The sequence below is a fragment of the Streptomyces sp. G45 genome (assembly GCF_049542095.1).
GTDB lineage: Bacteria > Actinomycetota > Actinomycetes > Streptomycetales > Streptomycetaceae > Streptomyces.
Genome location: NZ_JBMUZU010000001.1, coordinates 3,474,248 through 3,492,624, shown reverse-complemented (window position 1 = coordinate 3,492,624; position 18,377 = coordinate 3,474,248). Strand labels below are relative to the sequence as shown.

9 protein-coding genes and 1 pseudogene are annotated in these 18,377 nt (G+C 69.4%); all 10 read left to right on the top strand.

Annotation, left to right across the window (positions count from 1 at the left end; all coding sequences use genetic code 11):
* Positions 1-781: 781 nt before the first annotated feature.
* Positions 782-3,001 carry a hypothetical protein gene (locus ACOBQU_RS14055; RefSeq protein ID WP_423627110.1) on the top strand — a complete coding sequence of 740 codons (2,220 nt, stop codon included), beginning with the start codon at positions 782-784 and terminating at the stop codon, positions 2,999-3,001.
* The gene (locus ACOBQU_RS14050) at positions 2,953-4,353 is read left to right on the top strand and encodes a LamG domain-containing protein (RefSeq protein WP_423634462.1); all 1,401 of its coding nucleotides are present in this window, start codon (positions 2,953-2,955) and stop codon (positions 4,351-4,353) included. Before ACOBQU_RS14055 ends, ACOBQU_RS14050 begins: the two co-directional genes overlap by 49 nt.
* 95 nt (positions 4,354-4,448) lie before the next feature.
* Positions 4,449-10,108: pseudogene (locus ACOBQU_RS14045) on the top strand (RHS repeat-associated core domain-containing protein); the annotation flags it as partial.
* Positions 10,109-10,980: 872 nt separating this feature from the next.
* Entirely contained in the window at positions 10,981-11,367 is a 387-nt protein-coding gene (locus ACOBQU_RS14040; RefSeq protein ID WP_423627108.1) for a hypothetical protein, read from the top strand.
* Between the two features lie 490 nt (positions 11,368-11,857).
* Positions 11,858-12,760, top strand: coding sequence for a hypothetical protein (locus ACOBQU_RS14035; protein WP_423627106.1), 903 nt, complete (start codon positions 11,858-11,860; stop codon positions 12,758-12,760).
* A gap of 112 nt (positions 12,761-12,872) precedes the next feature.
* Positions 12,873-13,583, top strand: a complete 711-nt coding sequence (cpaB, locus tag ACOBQU_RS14030) for a Flp pilus assembly protein CpaB (protein WP_423627105.1) — start codon at positions 12,873-12,875, stop codon at positions 13,581-13,583.
* Between the two features lie 165 nt (positions 13,584-13,748).
* Positions 13,749-15,371 (top strand): AAA family ATPase, encoded by a 1,623-nt coding sequence (locus tag ACOBQU_RS14025; protein WP_423627103.1) that lies wholly within the window; start codon positions 13,749-13,751, stop codon positions 15,369-15,371.
* Positions 15,372-15,433: 62 nt separating this feature from the next.
* A complete protein-coding gene (locus tag ACOBQU_RS14020) occupies positions 15,434-15,889 on the top strand; it encodes a TadE family protein (protein WP_423634460.1) in 456 nt (151 codons plus the stop codon).
* Between the two features lie 7 nt (positions 15,890-15,896).
* On the top strand, positions 15,897-17,237 hold the full coding sequence (locus ACOBQU_RS14015) for a CpaF family protein (protein ID WP_423627101.1): 1,341 nt from the start codon (positions 15,897-15,899) through the stop codon (positions 17,235-17,237).
* 161 nt (positions 17,238-17,398) lie between these two features.
* The gene (locus tag ACOBQU_RS14010) at positions 17,399-18,346 is read left to right on the top strand and encodes a type II secretion system F family protein (protein WP_423627100.1); all 948 of its coding nucleotides are present in this window, start codon (positions 17,399-17,401) and stop codon (positions 18,344-18,346) included.
* The last annotated feature ends 31 nt before the right edge of the window (positions 18,347-18,377 follow it).

Sequence of the window (18,377 nt, the reverse complement as noted above, 5' to 3'; positions counted from 1 at the left end):
CGCGGCCAGGATCCCGGCGAGGACGCCTCGTTTGGTCCTTCTCCGTGGGAACGTGCGTGAGCGGTCCACGTCTGCCTCCGTGGGGGATGTGGGGGACGACCCGTCAGGGCCGGAAGAGGCGGTGGCCACCGCAGTGCGCTTGGTCGTCCAAGGTGGTCCAGACCAATAACGTTGTCAAGGGCCCCGGCGCGCCGACCTGTTGTGAGCCACCGCGGCCGGTTCTGTTCGACGCCTTCTGTCAGGCAGTGCGGGGTGGCGTCGCGTCGGCAAAGTGCTGACGCTTTAAACCTTGCAGCGCGGCTGCTCCGAGAATGGCGTGTTCATGCTGTTGACTCAGGGGAAGCGTCACCTTATGTGACGTTTCAGGCCCCTCGGTCAGTGGCTGTGAAGCCTCAATTCGCGCTCTGTTCGCCCCTGCTGGGTGGCGCTGTCGGCGAAATTTGTGTCGCAGTTCACATTGACGCAGGGAACCTGTGCCGCGTTAACTCGCTTCGCCTGCAAAGTGTGAAGCTTTAGTAACTCTGGGGTGGGGACTGTGGAGTTGGGGTGGGGGCATCGTCATGCCCGAAGACGAAGAGGGTTACGCGGCGTAATCGGCGCGGTGTCGACTGCGGCCCTGCTGGTGTCGCTGTTGCCGACGGTGGCCTTCGCCGTTCCCAGCAGCGAGGTACACGCATCGCTGCCGGATGCCGTGCAGACGGAAGAGTCCGCGTCGCGGCGCGCGGCCGCAACCGGTGAGCCGGTCGAAGTGGTCTCGGAACGCACCGAGTACACGCGGACCATGGCAAACCCTGATGGCACCTTCGTCCTGACTCAGTCGACGGAGCCACAGCGCGCACGGGACGAGAACGGCGCGTGGCGGGACATCGACACCACCCTGGAGAAGCGGGCCGACGGCACCGTCGGCCCGAGGTCGGCCGTGGTGGACCTCTCGTTCTCGGGTGGCGGCAGCGGCTCCGGGCTGCTGGCGCTGGGAACGGGGGACCAGCTCCTGAGGCTGGGCTGGCCGACGACCTTGCCGGAGCCGACCCTCGACGGTGCCACGGCCACGTACCCGGACGTTCCGGTGAAGGATGTCGACCTGCAGCTCACCGCGACGGCCGAGGGGTACCGCGAAGTGCTGGTGGTCAAGTCGGCCGAGGCCGCCGCGAGCCCTGAGCTGGAGAAGGTCAGGCTCAGCGTGAAAGGTGAGGGACTGAGTGTGACTCCCGGCGAAGGCGGCGGTCTGCGCGCCGTGGACGCCGACGGCAACGCCGTGTTCCGTGGCCCGGCCGGGCAGATGTGGGACTCCGCGGGCGATGCCGCGCCCCTGCCGCGCAAGGGCCTCCGTTCGGCTGCCGGAGGGGAGCAACCGAAGAGCGACGCCGCCCCAGAGAACTCCTCGCGGCCTGGCCAGGGCGACGCGAGCGCCGAACTTCCCGTGACCGTGGGGGGCGGGGCCGTTACGGTGACGCCGGACCTGGACGTGCTGCGAGGAGAGAAGACCGTGTACCCGGTCTTCATCGACCCGCCCGTGGGCCTGGGCCGTTCCGAGTGGACGAAGCTGTCCTCGGACGGCGACAGGTTCTGGAAGTTCAGCGAGCCCGAGGGCGTCGGCCGGTGCGGTATCGCCGACGGTTACTACTGCAGCGCCAGAGGCAGTTACACGGACCGCATGTACTTCGAGTTCGGCGCGTCCAAGCTCGCTGGCAAGCACGTCCTGGACGCCACCTTCCGCGCGTACGAGACCTGGTCCTTCAACTGCACCCCGTACTGGGTCGACTTGGAGCGCACCGACAACATCTCGGAGGGCACACGATGGCCCGGACCGCGGAAGCTCGACCAGATGGGCGACCGCTACGTCTCGGCCGGTCGCGGCAAGAACTGCTCTCCGGAACAGCCCAACGCCTGGGTGGAGTTCAACGACAACCCCGACGAGCCGGACGAGAACCTCGCCTCCACCGTGCGCTCTTTCGCGAGCGGCAAGTTCTCGCGCCTCACGCTCATGCTCAAGGCGAAGGACGAGAGCGAGCCGCGGGCGTGGAAGCGGTTCGACAACAACGCGGAACTCACGGTCACGTACGTACACAAGCCGGGGGTGCCGACGGCGGTCGGAGTGATTCCCGGTACGGGTGACAGGGCGAGTTGCCAGCCCGCTTCGAGCCCGACGACCGTGACCGTGGACACCCCGAAGCTCCAGGCCCGCGTCCAGACCAAGGTCCAGCCGCGTGACGGCGAGGAGCACGGCAAGCTCCAGGCCGAGTTCGTGATGCAGCGCTCCAGCACGGACACGAGATCGGGATCGTGGTCGAACGTCTGGACGGGGTACAGGCCGAGCTCGGGCTGGGTCACGGACGGCACGACCGAGCGGATCACCACGGACAAGCGCGCCGACGGCGGGTTGTACCGCTTCAGGGCGCGGACGCAGTCGCACTGGAGCGAAGGCAAGGACGGCGACCTCTTCTCCCCGTACTCGAAGTGGTGCTACCTGCGCATCGACTCGACGGCACCGAAGGAGCCGACGATCACCCCGCTGCTGGTGTACAGGGAGTGCACCGCCAACGACTGCGAGGCACGGGGAGGACCGGGCCAGCTAGGCAAGTTCCACTTCAGAGCGAACAGCGCCGACAAGGACGTGCGGAAGTACCGGTGGCGGCTGCTGACGTCGGAAGCGGGGGCCACCAGGACGGTCGAAGCGTCGTCCAGCGGGCAGGCCATCGTCGCGCTCAAGCCGGGCCTGTCGGGGACCCAGACCCTGTCGGTGGAGGCCAGTGACCTGAAGGAGGACAAGGAGGGCCGGGTGCGCTGGGGTCCACCCGCCGAACTCGTCTTCAAGGTCGGCACGGCCGACGGCACCACCGGCCGGTGGCGGTTCGATGACGGCGCACCGGGCTCCGGCAAGACCGTCGCCAACGACACCGGCCAGGTCGGCTCACGCCATGACGTCATCCTGCGCGAAGAGGCCGGTACCGGCTGGTCGACGATGGGCCGACGCGGGGCGGGGACTACTCGCTGCGCCTGAACGACAACCAGAGCGACCCGGACAAGCAGGTCGGCTACGCCTCCACGGACGGCGTTCCGGTCAACTCCCAGGACTCCTTCACGATCTCGGCGTGGGCGTACCTGACCGACGACAAAGCCAACCGTGTGGTGCTGTCGGCCCCGGGAGAGCATGCGTCGGCGTTCACGCTCTACTACTCGGCCGCTCTCAAGACCTGGGTGTTCAACCGCACCGACCAGGACAGGAACGGTCCGGTCTACATCCGCTCCACGGCCAACGACCAGAACCCGCCGCTGAGGGTGTGGACGCACCTCGTCGGTGTCTTCGACACGCAGGGCAACGCCGACAAGAGCGACGACACGATCCAGTTGTTCGTCAACGGGCGGCCCCAGGGCAAGCCGGTGGTCCTCGAGGACGAGGCCAAGACGTACACGCCGTGGACGGCCGACCGGAACATGATGGTGGGCCGCTCCAAGGTGGGCGGTGACTACGGGGAGTACTTCCTGGGCCGGGTGGACGAGGTCGCCGCGTGGCAGCGTCCGCTGGAGCACGAGGAGATCCGGGAGGAGAACCGCCTCGAGCGGAAGGGCGCGCCCAGCAACGAACTCGTCGGCCACTGGGACGCCACCATCTCCTCCGGTGGCCAGGTCGCCGAAAGCCCAGAGGATCCGGACGACCCGGCCAGCACCGCCTTTCCCTATCGCCGTGGTGCGATGGACCTGTCCGACTCGGGCGCCCGACTGACGGGTGAGGACGCGACGTCTCTCGTCCTGGACGGCAAGAGCGGATACGCCAAGGCGTCCGGCCCGGTCGTCGACGAGGCCGGCTCGTTCACGGTGTCGGCCCGGGTGCGGCTGACCAGGTCCGAGTTCGCGGGCAAGCCCATCGGCTACCGGGGGCTCGTGGCCGGGCAGGCCACACCGGTGGGGAAGGAATCGTCGTGGGCCCTGTGGGTGGAGAAGGTCGCCGACAACGCCTACCAGTGGAAGTTCGGACGCACCGCGGTGAACGCCGACGGCAAGGTCGTCGCCTCGGCGGTCGCACCCGCTGAGGACGAGATCGGTGACAAGGAGTGGGACACCTGGGTCGACGTGACCGGGGTCTTCGACTCCGGGCTCGACTTCACCGACGACGAGGGTGAGCAGCGCTTCGGCGTGGCCCGGCTCTACGTCGGGCGCTTCGCCCAGCAGGGCGAGGACGACGCGGGGCTCAGCAGGGCCCAGCGGGGCGACGGCGCCCTGACGGCGGGTCGTGGTTCCGCCAAGGGCGTGACCGCTCACTACCTGCCGGGGGACCTGGCGAAGCTGCGCGTATGGGTGGGGGCGATGAACCGGGAGCAGGTGGCCGAACAGATCGCGGAGCCCTCGACGTAGCCCGAAGGCGGTCTTCCCCGCCCGTTCCCTCTTTCCCACTGGACTTCGACGGCGTGCGGTCGCTCGACGGCGGCCGCACGCGAGGAGACAGCCACATGAAACAGCTTGGCTTCGGGCTGCCCGGAACCAGCAGACCAGCGAGACGCAGATGGAGCCAGCGGATCGCCGCCGTCACGGGCCTCACCCTGCTTCCCGGGCTGCTGTCCCCGGTGGTGTTCACGGACACCGCCTCCGCGGCCACCGATCCCCTGGGCCGTCCGAAGCTGGACGCGCCGCGCTCCGCCCAGGTCTCACCGTTCACCGCGAAGGTCAACGCGGAGAACGCGGCCGCGGTGCGGAAGTCCGCCGAGGCCGACCGCAGGGCGGCCGAGCGAGGTCGCGAGGACCAGCGGCGCCGCGTGACCTGGCCGAAGGGCGGTACGGCGACTCTGAGACTGCCCGAGTCGGGTGCGGCGAAGGCCAGCCCGGGATCGCTGCCGGTCACGCTCGCCGTGCCGAAAGCGGCGAAGGGCGCTCCGCAGCGGGTGGCCGACCGTCTGAGGGTCGAGGTCCTGGACCAGGACGAGGCGCGGCGCCTCGGCGTCAAGGGCGTCGTCCTCACCGCCACGGCACCCGCGGACGGCGGCAGGGCCCGCCTGGACGTCGACTACTCGGCGTTCGCCGCCGCGTACGGCGGTGACTGGGCGGGGCGCCTCCAGGTCCTGCGCCTGCCGGGATGCGCGCTAGACACGCCGGGCAAGGCCGACTGTCGCACTCGGGAACCGGTCGCGTACACCAACGACCGCGAGGACGACAGGCTCAAGGCGGAGCTGTCCTTCCCCGCCACCGGCGCGAAGGCGGGCCGGACGATGGTCCTCGCCCTGGCCGCAGGCACCAAGTCAGGTGCGGGCGACTACAAGGCGACCCCGCTCGCGGCCTCCTCCACCTGGGAGGCGGGCGGCTCATCGGGTTCCTTCACGTGGTCGTACCCGCTGCGCACGCCGCCCGCGGCGGCAGGGCCTTCCCCCGACCTGACGGTGTCGTACGACTCCGGCAGCGTCGACGGCCGCACCGCCTCCACGAACAACCAGGGCACGGTCATCGGTGAGGGCTTCGACCTCACGTCGTCGTACATCGAGCGCAAGTACGGCTCCTGCGACGACGACGGGCACGACAACAAGCACGACCTGTGCTGGAAGTACGACAACGCCTCGCTCGTCCTCAACGGCAAGGCCACCGAACTCGTCAAGGACGACACCAGCGGCGAGTGGCGCCTGAAGAACGACGACGCCTCGGTCGTCAAGCACCACACCGGTGCGACCAACGGTGACGACAACGGTGAGTACTGGACCGTCACCACGGGCGACGGCGCCACGTACACCTTCGGCCAGAACAAGCTGAAGGGCGCGGGCACGGACGACCGCACCGAGTCGGTGTGGACGGTGCCGGTCTTCGGCGACGACGAGGGCGAGCCCGGCCACGCGGACGGCAGCGGCTTCTCGGACCGGGACAAGAAGCAGGCGTGGCGCTGGAACCTCGACCTGGTCGAGGACACCCACGGCAACGCCATGACGTACTGGTACGAGGCCGAGCACAACAACTACGACAAGCTCGGTGACGACAACACCGGCACCGACTACACGCGCGGCGGCTACCTCAAGGAGATCCGCTACGGCCAGCGCGCGGACGCCCTGTTCTCCGCGACGCCCGCCGCGTCCAACAAGGTCACCTTCACCTACGCCGAGCGCTGCCTCGCCCCGGGCACCGGCTGCGACGAGCTGACCGAGGACAAGCGGGACAACTGGCCTGACGTGCCGTTCGACAGCGTGTGCAAAGACGACAAGAAGTGCACCGGCAACGTCGGCCCCTCCTTCTTCACCCGCAAGCGCATGACGGGCATCACCACGTACGCGTGGAACGCCTCCGCGGCCACGCCCGCCTACTGGCAGGTCGACACCTGGCAGCTCAAGCACCTCTACCTCGACCCGGGCGACACCGGTGACTCCACCGACCAGTCCCTGTGGCTCGACGAGATCCAGCACACCGGCAAGCGCGGCACCGACATCTCGCTGGACCCGGTGAAGTTCACGCACGTCTTCCTGCCCAACCGGGTCGACGGCGCGTCCGACGACATCCTGCCCCTGGACAAGCCCCGCCTGCGCACGGTCACCTCGGAGACGGGCGCGCAGACGATCGTCTCGTACAAGCCCGGTGAGTGCGCCGCGGGGCAGACCATGCCCAAGCCGGACGAGAACACCCGGCGCTGCTACCCGGTGTACTGGTCGCCGAACGGCGAGGAGACCCCGAAGCTGGACTGGTTCCAGAAGTACCCGGTCGCCGCCGTCTCCACCACGGACCCGCGCGGCGGCGCGGAGGCCGTGGAGCACGCGTACGAGTACACGGGCGGCGGAGCCTGGCACTACAACGACGACCCGATGACGCCCGCGAAGGAGCGCACCTGGTCGGTCTGGCGCGGCTACGAGAAGGTCACGCACTACACGGGCGCCAAGGACAGCGACCGGCTGAAGACGGTCAACGTCTATCTGCGCGGCATGAACGGCGACCGCGTCGCTGGCTCCGACGGCAAGACGCCCGACCCTGAGAAGCGCAAGACCGCCGAGGTCGACGGCATCAAGGCCGACAAGATCACCGACTCCGAACAGTACGCGGGCTTCGCGCGCGAGACGGTGACGTACGACGGCGACACCGAGGTCTCCGCGACGGTCAACGACCCCTGGTCGAAGCGGACGGCCACGCAGCACAAGTCCTACGCGGACACCGAGGCGTACTACGTCCGCACCGGCGCGGCACACACGCGCACCCGCGTCACCAGCGGCTCCGAGCCTCGTGACCGGGTGCGTACCAGCAAGACCACGTATGACGACTACGGGATGCCCGAGGCCGTCGAGGACAAGGGTGACGACGCCGTCACGGGTGACGAGACGTGCACGCGCACCTGGTACGCCCGCAACGCCGACAAGGGCATCACCTCGCTCGTCTCCCGCACCCGCACGGTCGGCAAGCCCTGCTCGACGTCCGTCGCCGACCTGGACCTGCCCGCCGACTCCGACAAGCCCGGCGACGTCGTGAGCGACACGGCGACGGTCTACGACGACCCGGACGCCACGAAGTGGACGTCCTCCCAGAAGCCGACCACGGGCGAGCCCACCTGGACCGGCCGGGCGAAGGCGTACGGCACGGACAACGTCGCGTCCTGGCAGAAGACGGCGACGACGACGTACGACGCGCTCGGCCGCCCCACCGAGGTCAAAGACACCAACGGCCTGACGACGGCGAAGACCGCCTACACGCCCGCGGCCTCGGGCCCGATGACGTCGAGCAGCGTGACCAACGCGAAGGGCCACAAGACCACCACGGACGTGGAGTTCGCCACGGGCGCGCCGCTGAAGGCCACGGACCCGAACAACAAGATCACGGAGACGACGTACGACAGCCTCGGCCGCACCACCCAGGTCTGGCTGCCCAACCGGCTCCGGGTGCTCGACAAGACACCCAACTACGTCTACGACTACAAGGTCACCAGCAAGGCGATGTCCTGGGTGTCCACCGGCGCCCTCAAGGGCGACGGCTCCGGCTACAACACCTCGTACGAGTTCTACGACTCCCTCCTGCGCCCCCGCCAGACGCAGAGTCCGACCCCCGTCGGCGGCCGCCTGATCGGCATCACCCTGTACGACGACCGCGGGCTCGCCGTCAGCGCGCAGGGCGACATCTGGGACGAGACCTCCGCCCCGAACGGCACTCCGGTGCAGACCGAGGGCAGTCAGGCGCCGCTCCAGACCGACACCGCGTACGACGGCGCGGGCCGCGCTACGAAGGCCGTCACGAAGAACTTCGGCGTGACGCGCTGGATGACCGCGACGACGTACTCCGGTGACACGGTGACCACCAGCGCCCCCGACGGCGGCCAGGCCACGGCCGAGGTCACCGACGCTCGCGGGCAGGTCGTGCTGCGGCGCGAGTACGGCGGTCCGAAGCTGGTCGGCACCGACTTCACCACCACGCGCTACACCTACACGCCCGGTGGCCAGCAGGAGACGATCACCGGTCCCGACAAGGCGAAGTGGTCCTACGCGTACGACCTGTTCGGCCGCCAGGTGAGCGCTGACGACCCGGACAAGGGCGTCACGACCACGACGTACGACAGCCTCGACCGCGCCACCTCGACGAAGGACGCGGAGAACCGCAAGCTGCTGTACGCCTACGACGACCTGGGCCGCAAGACCGGCCTGTGGCACACCGAGAAGACGGATGCCAACAAGCTCGCCGCCTGGACCTTCGACGACCTCGCCAAGGGGCAGCAGGACACGGCCGTCCGCTACGACGGCGGTCTGACGGGCAAGGCGTACACCCAGAAGGTCACCACCTACACCCCCCTCTACGAAATCAAGGAGAGCGAGCTCGGTCTGCCCGAGGACGACCCCCTCGTGAAGGCGGGCGTCCCGCAGAAGCTGTCCTTCAGCACCGGCTACCGCTTCGACGGCACGATCAGCCAGGCGTCGCAGCCCGCCGTGGCGGGCCTCAAGGCCGAGACGATCGGCTACGAGTACAACGCCACGGGCCAGCAGGTCGGCCTGGAGGGCACCACGGGCTACCTCCACGGCGCCGTGTTCTCCCCCAGGGCGATCTGCGCCAGATGACGCTGGGCATGAGCGGCGCCAGCGCGGAGAAGAAGGCGTACCTCAGCTACGACTACGAGGCGGGCACCCGCCGCCTCACCCGCTCGTACGTCACCGACGACGTGCACGGCTACATGCCACAGGAGTTGAAGTTCAAGCGGGACGACGCGGGCAACGTCCTGTCGATCTTCGACGGCACGACACAAGGCGGCACGTCGAAGCCCGACTACCAGTGCTTCGAGTACGACGGCCACAGCCGCCTGACGGAGGCCTGGACTCCGAAGACGGCGGACTGCGCGGTGTCGAAGCGCACCAAGTCCTCCATCGATGGAGCGGCTCCCTACTGGACGTCGTACACGTACAACGCGGCGGGTCAGCGCGCGACGGAGACCCAGCACACGGCCTCTTCGGACGAGACCACGACGTACGACTACGGGACGTCGGCGGGCCAGCCCCACCCGCTCACCAGGACGACGGGCGCACGCCCGGGGGCCTACGAGTACGACAGGACCGGCAACACGACGAAGCGACCCGGGCCGAAGGCCCAGCAGGCCCTGACGTGGAACACGGAGGGCAAGCTGGCCAGGACGATCGAGTCGTCGTCGGAGACGGGCTACCTCTACGACGCGAGCGGCGAACTGCTGATCCGCCGCGCCAAGGGCGACGGCGACACGGTCCTCTACCTGGGCGCCACCGAGGTCCGCCTGACGGTGAAGGGTACGAGGAAGACCCTCTCCGGCACCCGCTCCTATACGGCCAACGGCCAGACGATCGCGGTCCGCACAGCCGCGGGCGGCGCCGCGGAGTCGGACCTCGCCTTCCTGGCGGCCGACCACCACGGCACGTCGAGCGTGGCACTGGACGCGTCGACGTACGCGGTGACCAAGCGCTACACGTCCCCTTTCGGAGCGCCGCGCGGCGAGAAGACCCCCGCCTGGCCGGACGACAAGGGCTTCCTGGGCAAGCCGGTGGACAAGGGCACGGGCCTGACCCATGTGGGGGCCCGCGAGTACGACCCGGTCATTGGCCAGTTCATCAGCATCGACCCGATCCTGAGTGCCGACCGGCACCAGTCCCTGAACGGTTACGCCTACGCCAGCAACACTCCTGTTTCGTTGAGTGATCCCACGGGGCTGAAGGAGTGCGCCGACGACCACTGCCGCCCTGGTAGCGACTGGGTTGACACCTTCGGCGACTTCCACAAGGGGAATCCCAACGGCGGCAGCATGGACAGCGGCCGGGGTACCGCGCCCACGAATAGCTCTGGTTACACAAATACCAGGAACACGTACCAGTGTGGATATTCCTGTGTGGACAGAGGGGTCACTGGATATGGGCCGCGGGTGGACAGGAAGCAGAAACTGCTCAGAAGGGGTCCTAGTGACTCCCTTGGATTTCTTGCTCCGTTTATACCTGACGGTCCCCTTGTAGATCTGATCCAAGGGGACTGGCGAGAGGCTCTGCGTAAACTTCGTGGCGGGGATTGCACTGCCGAGAAGATGATGGACTGTGCGCGGGCAGGCACAGTGGAAATCGGTATCGGCGGGCTGCTGCGAAAAGCCGGAGCCCGTGGACTTGTACCGAAGGGGTCCGCCAAGCCGAATCACGTCATTGGTAAGGGCGATGATCCTCTGGTTCCAGAGCTGGTGGACGATATTAATGCCCGTTACCCCGGTCATGTGCGGGCTCAAGGCGTCGATATCGTAGGGGAGGATGGGAGAGTGCTCACTGACTTCGATATCGTGACCAAGAATGCCGTGGTTCAAGTGAAATCGGGGTCAGGCAAGGGTGCCTTGGGGCAGGCTTTGACTACCCAGCGACTCACAGACTATCCAGTGATTGTCTATCTTCCTCAAGGGCGAGGTACCGTGATCAAGAACATTGAAAAGTCCGGAATAATGGTCACGCGGGACAAGGATGTCTTGCTGGATGTGCTGGCGCCGTAGTTCCGATTGGATATCTGCGTTAGGATCTCCGGGCTTCGTCATTCCTTAGCGAGGAGTTCCCTGTGAATCCCACCATCGTGCTGCTGACTCCATTGGGTGACCATCAGAAACTTGTGGGACGGCTGCGCAAGGCTGGATCCTATGCTGAGGGCGAGATCTTCGATCGACTGCACCGAGGGCCTTGCAGTTTTGGTGTCGATCTCTCTGGGAGTGTTCTGGCAGAGTTTGACGAGGATGAGGTGGAAAAGATCACCGAAGAGCTGGGGGAATTCAGGGCGGTGCTCCTTGAGTATCGCGAGGTGTCATGCATTCGTACCCTGTTGGAAGACGTCCTGCAGGGGCTCGTGGGGCTGCTTGACACAAACTTCGATGAAGTTCTCCCGTATGCTCATGTTCTGGCGCGATTCGGACGTGACCCCGAATGGGATTGGAGAGTTCCAGGTCACTGACTTCGGGTATGTCAGCCGCGCAGGTCAGATAGCGGAACACTCGCCATGGCCGGGGTGGGCGCGAGGCGCTGGAATCCTCCGCCAACTCCACCTGGATCGAGCGATGTCCGTGGTGGCGCTGAGCGACGTGGAAATCCTTGACGTGGCGCTGTGAGGGCGTCGTGGCTGCCGCTCGGAGGTTCCGAGTAGGGGAAAGCAGCGTTCATGAGGGCTGAAGTCCGTTCATGACGGATGCCTGTGCTCTGGTGCCGGTTCCGGCTCGACTGGCTCCAGAGCCGGCCCCCTCTCGGGCCGCGTGCACAGCCGAGGGCGCAGGCGCGTCCGCCCGCCAACTCCCGGGAAGCGAGGCCATCGCGACAACCCGGAGGTGAACACTGGGAAGTTGGGTGTTAGCGCGGCCTCCGCGTGGATATGGTGCTCAAGCAGGAGACGCGCACGTGGACGCCAGCGTGCCGATGGGAGTGTGAGGACCGGAGCCGGGGGTGTGCGCATGCCGACCGCGATAGCCGTCACCAGCCCGGAGCTGGTGTTGCCCTCGCCCGACCGGCACACCCCGACCGCCACCGTGCTGCAGAGCGCCGTGCGGTCGCCGAAGACGTACTCGCTCGACCAGGCGCTCACCGACACGCACCAGCTCATCGAGTACCACGGGTATGTGATCGTGCTGTACCCGGCGTCCCTGCCGGAGGCGGCCCGGCACCGGCTGCACGCCGTGCGCTCCGTGCTCGAAAGCGACCGGATCGCGCTGATCCGCAGCGACCTGCCGCCGCTCGGCCTGTCCGTACTCGCCCTCCAGCTGCGGCAGTTGTCCATCTGCGACTTCAGCCCCGGCGTGCTCGCCTCCGCCGCGCGGCTGCTCAGCCACTACATCTACGCCGGTGCGCTGCTCGGCTCCGTCGCCCGCCTCGACCGCGTGCCCGTCAGCCTCCAGTCCCACGCCAAGTCCTGGGTGCCCGGCAGCCAGTTCGCCGTCCTCGCCGCGCCCGCCCCCGAGCTGGTCAAGGCCGGTGGCGACGCCGTGCCGTCCGGCCCCGGGTTCAGTACGCAACTGACGTACGCCGCCCGGCAGTTGTCCGTCGGCTGGGTTACCGACACCCTCGCCCCCGCCTGGCAGGTACAGGGCCTCGTCGAGGCCCGCCCCTCGGACGAGTCCACCCGCTGGTGGGCCACCGGCAGGCTCGTCGAGTTCGCTGCGGCCATCCCGGACATCTCCGTGCTCTACCAACTCGTGTCGTCCGTGCGCAGGGAGGACTGCCACTGGTGCGGTCTCGAACTCATCGGCGACCGCTGCGCGTTCTGCGCCGCGCCGCTGCTCCCGCCCCCCGAGCGGACCGCCACGGCCGGAGCCCCCGGCGCCACCGGCACCCGGGCCCTGCCGCGCGGCGCCACCTAAGCCCGTCACCGCTCCCACCGCCCCCACCGCCGGGCAACGGCCCCCGCACCACCCCGCTCACCGCCCGTAGCCACACGCACCCGCCGCACGAACGAGGTAGGTAGTCCCGCCCATGAATGCACGCCAGCGCCGCGGAGTCATCCTGCTCGTCCTGTCGGTCCTGTGCGCGATCGGCGCCTTCGCGGGGGTCCTGGCCGTGATCCGCGACGTGAACTCCAAGGTCGGGCCCGAGACCGAGGCGTACGAGCTGAAGACGGACATAGCGCCCTACAAGGAGCTGACCCCGGACCAGTTCAAGAAGGTCGAGATGCCCGAGCGGTGGCTGTCGGAGAACGCCGTCACCGACCTCCGCGAGATCCGCGGCAAGATTGCCGTCACCCAGCTGCGCAAGGGCTCGCTGCTCCAGTCCGACATGATCGTGAAGCGGCCCCAACTGGAGCCGGGGCAGCAGGAGATCGCCATCCTCATCGACGCCGCCACCGGCGTGGCCGGGAAGATCACTCCGGGCTCCACGGTCAACATCTACGCCACCTTCAAGGCCGAGCAGGGCCGCGGCAAGGACCAGTCCAAGGTCATCGTGGAGAGCGCCCGGGTCATCGACGTCGGCAAGCTCACCGCGCTCGACCCCGACCGTGACGACCGCGGCCGCCGCCAGGCCGAGGAGGCCGTCCCGATCACCTTCGCGCTCGACACCCGCGACGCCCAGCGCGTCGCGTACGCCGAGTCGTTCGCCTCGCACGTCCGCCTCGCCCTCGTCGGCAAGGGCGGCGACGCGGACGTGCCGCGCGGGGACCGCACGTACACGTTGGACGAGGACAAGTAGGGGGCCCGCCGTGAACGTTCCCTTGGCTCGGGCGGTACGGATGGCTGGTGCGGTACGGATGTGTCGTACGGCGCGGATGAGTCGTGCGGCCGCCCTGCCACAGGGCGTGCGCACGGCCCCCGCGATACGGGCGCCCCGTACCGCCCGCCCCCAGGGAGGCCGCCCGTGACCATCCGCATCCTGCCCGCCGTCGGCGACCTGGACGCCGCCCGCACCCTGAGCAGCCTCGCCGCGCAGCTGCCGGACGCCGAGCCCGCCGCGCCCGTCGCCGACTCCACCGCGCTGCTCGACACGCTCGCCCACCTCGCCGCCGAGTCCCTCGACGAACTCCCCGAGGTCGTCCTCGTACACGACCGCATCGCGCCCGTGCCCGCCCTCGACCTGATCCGCGACCTGGTCCTGCGGTTCCCGGCGGTCGGCGTCGTGCTCGTCACCGCCGACACCAGCCCCGCCCTGCTGACCGCCGCGATGGACAGCGGCGCCCGCGGCATCGTCGGCTACCCGCTGGCGTACGACGCCCTGGCCGAGCGCGTGCAGGCCGCCGCCGGGTGGGCCACCGGCATGCGGCGGCACCTGGGCACCGGCGCCGTCGAACTGTACGGCGGCGGACCCGGCGCGGCCGTGCCCGGCGGCGGCCACGTCGTCGCCGTCACCGGCGCCAAGGGCGGCGTCGGCACCACGCTCACCGCCGTGCAGCTCGCGCTCGCCGCCCAGGCGTCCGGCCGCAGCGTCGCCCTGGTCGACCTGGACCTCCAGTCCGGCGACGTCGCCTCGTACCTGGACGTGCAGTTCCGCCGCTCCGTCGCCGACCTCGCCTCGATCAGCGACATCACCCCGCGGGTCGTGCAGGACGCCGTGTACGCCCACGAGACCGGCGTCGGCCTGCTGCTCGCGCCCGCCGAGGGCGAGCGCGCCGAGGAGATCACCGACCGGGTGGCCCGGCAGACCGTGAACGCGCTGCGCGGGCGGTACGACCTCGTCGTCGTCGACTGCGGTACGTACGTCACCACGGCCAGCGCCACCGTCGTCGAACTGGCCGACCAGGCCGTCCTGTTGGTGACCCCCGACGTCGTCGCCGTACGCGCCGCCAAGCGCATGGTCCGCCTCTGGGACCGGCTCCAGATCCGCAAGGCCGAGGAGACCGTCACCGTCGTCAACCGGCAGACCAAGGGCACCGAGATCCAGCCCGCCCTCGTCGCCCGCGTCACCGGCACCCGCGCCGCCCGCACCGCCGTCCCCGACGTGCCCAAGGAGCTGCACACCGCCGTCGACGCCGGGCGCCTGCACGACCTCGACGCCAAGTCCACCGTCAAGCAGGCGCTGTGGGGGCTCGCGGGGGAGCTGGGCCTGGTCGAGGCGGAGGCCGGGAGCAGCGGTAGGAAGGGCGGCCGGGGGCTGCGGCGCGCCGCGGCCAAGTCGGACCGGGGCGCCGTGACCCTCGAATTCGCCGGGCTGTTCCCGCTGCTCCTCGTCGTCATCGGGCTGCTGTGGCAGTGCGCCCTGTACGGCTACTCGTACTCCCTGGCCGGGAACGCGGCCGACGAGGCGGCGCGCGCGGCGACGGCCGCCGCCGCGCTCGACGGGGACTACGAGGGCGCCTGCCAGGCCGCCGCGCGGAAGAACCTGCCCGGTGCCTGGAAGGACGCGGTGGTCTCCTGCGCCCCGCAGGGCGACGTGTGGAAGGCGACGGTGGACGTCGAGGTGCCGGTGTTCTTCCCCGGGGTGGAGACCGGGTGGACGGTCACGGCGGAGGCCGGGGCGGCGGATGAGCGGGGGGAGGGGCGGTGAGGCGCTTACGCCGTGGGAGCCGTGGGAGCCGTGGGAGCCGTGGGATTCGTACGAGTCGTGGGATTCGTACGAGTCGTGGGACTGGCGCGAGTCGTGCGAGTCATGGGATTGGTGCGAGTCGTGGGAAGCGCCGTCGGGTCTGCGGCGACGCCGGGGTGTCGATCCTCGAATTCGCCGGGTTCCTGCCGTTCCTGCTGCTCGTGGGCCTCGCCGCCATCCAGCTCGGCCTGGTCGGCTACGCCGTGAACCAGGCGGGCTCCGGCGCCCGCGCGGCGGCCCGGGTGGCGTCGCAGGGCGGCGACGGGTACGCCGCGGGCCGCGCCGCCGTCGACGACGGGCTCACGGCCGACGTCTCCGTCTCCGACGAAGGTGACACATCGACCGCGACCGTCACGGTCGACGTCCCCACGCTGCTCCCGTTCGTCGACACGGGCTGGAAGGTCAAAAAGTCGGCGACGATGCCCAACGACGAGACGGCCGACGGCACCGACAGGGCTGCCCCTCGGACAGGAGGCTGACGACCGCATGAGCCTGCGTTCCCGCATCGCGTCCCCGGCGGACGCCACCGCGCCCAACCGCGACGAGGGCCTCGTCGCGACGTACCGCGCCAAGCTCCTGGAGGAGATCGACCTCGCGGAGATGTCCTCCCTGGCGGCGGCCGACCGCCGGGTCCGCCTGGAGCGGGTCCTCGGCCACATCATCAGCCGCGAGGGCCCGGTCCTGTCCGCGTCCGAGCGGGCGCACCTGATCCGGCGCGTGGTGGACGAGGCCCTGGGGCTGGGCGTCCTGGAACCCCTCCTCGCCGACGCCTCCATCACCGAGATCATGGTCAACGGCCCCGACTCGATCTTCGTGGAACGAGCGGGCCGCGTCGAACAGCTCCCGCTCCGCTTCGCCTCCGAGGACCAGCTGATGCAGACCATCGAACGCATCGTCTCCACCGTCAACCGCCGGGTCGACGAGTCGAACCCCATGGTCGACGCCCGCCTGCCCACCGGCGAGCGCGTCAACGTCATCATCCCGCCGCTGGCCCTGACCGGCGCGACCCTGACCATCCGGCGCTTCCCGCGCGCGTACACGCTGCCCGAGCTGATCGGGCTCGGCTCGCTGGACGAGCACATGCTGATGCTGCTCGCCGCGTTCGTCCGCGCCCGCTTCAACATCATCGTCAGCGGGGGCACGGGCTCCGGGAAGACCACCCTGCTCAACGCGCTCTCCGGTCTGCTCCCCGCCCACGAGCGCATCATCACCATCGAGGACTCCGCGGAACTCCAGCTCCAGCAGGACCACGTCATCCGCCTCGAATCCCGCCCGCCGAACGTCGAGGGCAAGGGCCAGATAACCATTCGCGACCTGGTCAGGAACTCCCTGCGCATGCGCCCCGACCGCATCATCGTCGGCGAGGTCCGCGGCGGCGAGACCCTGGACATGCTCCAGGCGATGTCCACGGGCCACGACGGCTCCCTGGCGACGGTGCACGCGAACTCCGCGGAGGACGCCCTGACCCGGCTCCAGACCCTCGGCTCGATGTCCGAGGTCCAGGTCCCCTTCGAGGCCCTGCGCGACCAGATCAACTCGGCCGTGGACGTGGTCGTCCAGCTCTCCCGCCACGCCGACGGCTCCCGCAAGGTCGCCGAGATCGTGCTCCTCGTCTCGCACGGCCGCCAGCAGTTCCGCATCGCGCCCGTGACCCGGTTCGTCCCCCACCCGGTGGGCCCCGACCGGGTCGTGCACGGCTACTTCGAGCACCTGCCGCTGCCCCGTCCCGTCGCGGAGCGGCTGTACGTGGCGGGGGAGCCGGTGCCGCCCGCGTACGGGGTGGCGGAGGCCATCGACGTACTGAACACCAGGGAAGCGATCGGCTGAACGGGGGAGGGTACGGGACGGGGCGGGCCCCGAAGGGCACGCGGGACGCCGCGGGCCCTGAAGGAAACACGGAACGCCGCGGGCCCCCGAACGAAGCCGAACGAAGCCGAAGGTCAGCCGAACTAAGCCGAAGGTCAGCGGAACGAAGCCGAAGGACACCGATGGACAACCCCACGCTCCTGGCCCTGGGAGCCACCCTCCTCACCGGAGCGCTCGCCGTCGCCGGTCTCCAGACGTACGCCTCGGGGCGCGCCCAGCGGCAGGCGCTGGAGGACCGCCTGACGGGCGGCGCGTCCGCGCGGGAGCTGGAGTCCGGCGGCCGCAGGCGCCGCTTCACCGGCGTCGACCGGCGCCTGCGCCGCACCCGACTGGGCCGGGAGCTGCAGCTGCGCCTGTCGGCGACGGGTCTGGACGTCACGCCCGGTGAGTTCTTCACGTACGTGGTGGTGGTCGTGGCGGCGGTGTGGCTGATCGCGGCGGCGTCCCTGGCGCCCTTCTTCGGGCCGATCGCGGGCGTGGTGGCGGTGTGGGGCGCGGTCATCTTCCTCAACTGGCAGCGCCAGAAGCGGATCGAGGCGTTCATCAACCAGCTCCCGGACGTCGCCCGCATCCTCGCGAACGCGACCGCGGCGGGCCTGGCCCTGCGCACCTCCCTGGCGATGGCGGCGGAGGAACTCGAAGCCCCCGCGGGCGAGGAACTCTCCCACGTCGCCCACCAGCTGACCCTCGGCCGCTCCATCGACGACACCCTGGAGGAGCTGGCCCGCCGCCTGCCATCGCGCGAACTGATAGTCCTCGTCACGACCCTGGTCCTCTCCAACAAGGCGGGCGGCTCGGTGGTCAACTCCCTGCGCAACCTCACCCAGACCCTGGAGGACCGCAAGGAGACCCGCCGCGAGGTCCGCACGATGCTCTCGGAGGTCCACGCGACGGCGTTCACGGTGCCGCTGCTGGGGCTGGGGTCGCTGCTGATGATCAACTCGACGAACGACGGTGCCTTGGAGCGCGTCACCGGCTCGCCGCTCGGGCAGACGCTGATCCTGATCTCCCTGGGCCTGTACGCGACCGGGTTCTTCGTGATCCGCCGCCTGGGCAAGATCGAAGTATGACCCGGTACGACACGACTCCGGGAAGGGAGTT

Bases quoted from the DNA above. Each gene is read 5' to 3' on its own strand.
- ACOBQU_RS14055 (WP_423627110.1), top strand. From the start codon at position 782: ATGGCAAACCCTGATGGCACCTTCGTCCTGACTCAGTCGACGGAGCCA.
- ACOBQU_RS14035 (WP_423627106.1), top strand. From the start codon at position 11,858: ATGCCGACCGCGATAGCCGTCACCAGCCCGGAGCTGGTGTTGCCCTCG.
- cpaB (WP_423627105.1), top strand. From the start codon at position 12,873: ATGAATGCACGCCAGCGCCGCGGAGTCATCCTGCTCGTCCTGTCGGTC.
- ACOBQU_RS14015 (WP_423627101.1), top strand. From the start codon at position 15,897: ATGAGCCTGCGTTCCCGCATCGCGTCCCCGGCGGACGCCACCGCGCCC.
- ACOBQU_RS14010 (WP_423627100.1), top strand. From the start codon at position 17,399: ATGGACAACCCCACGCTCCTGGCCCTGGGAGCCACCCTCCTCACCGGA.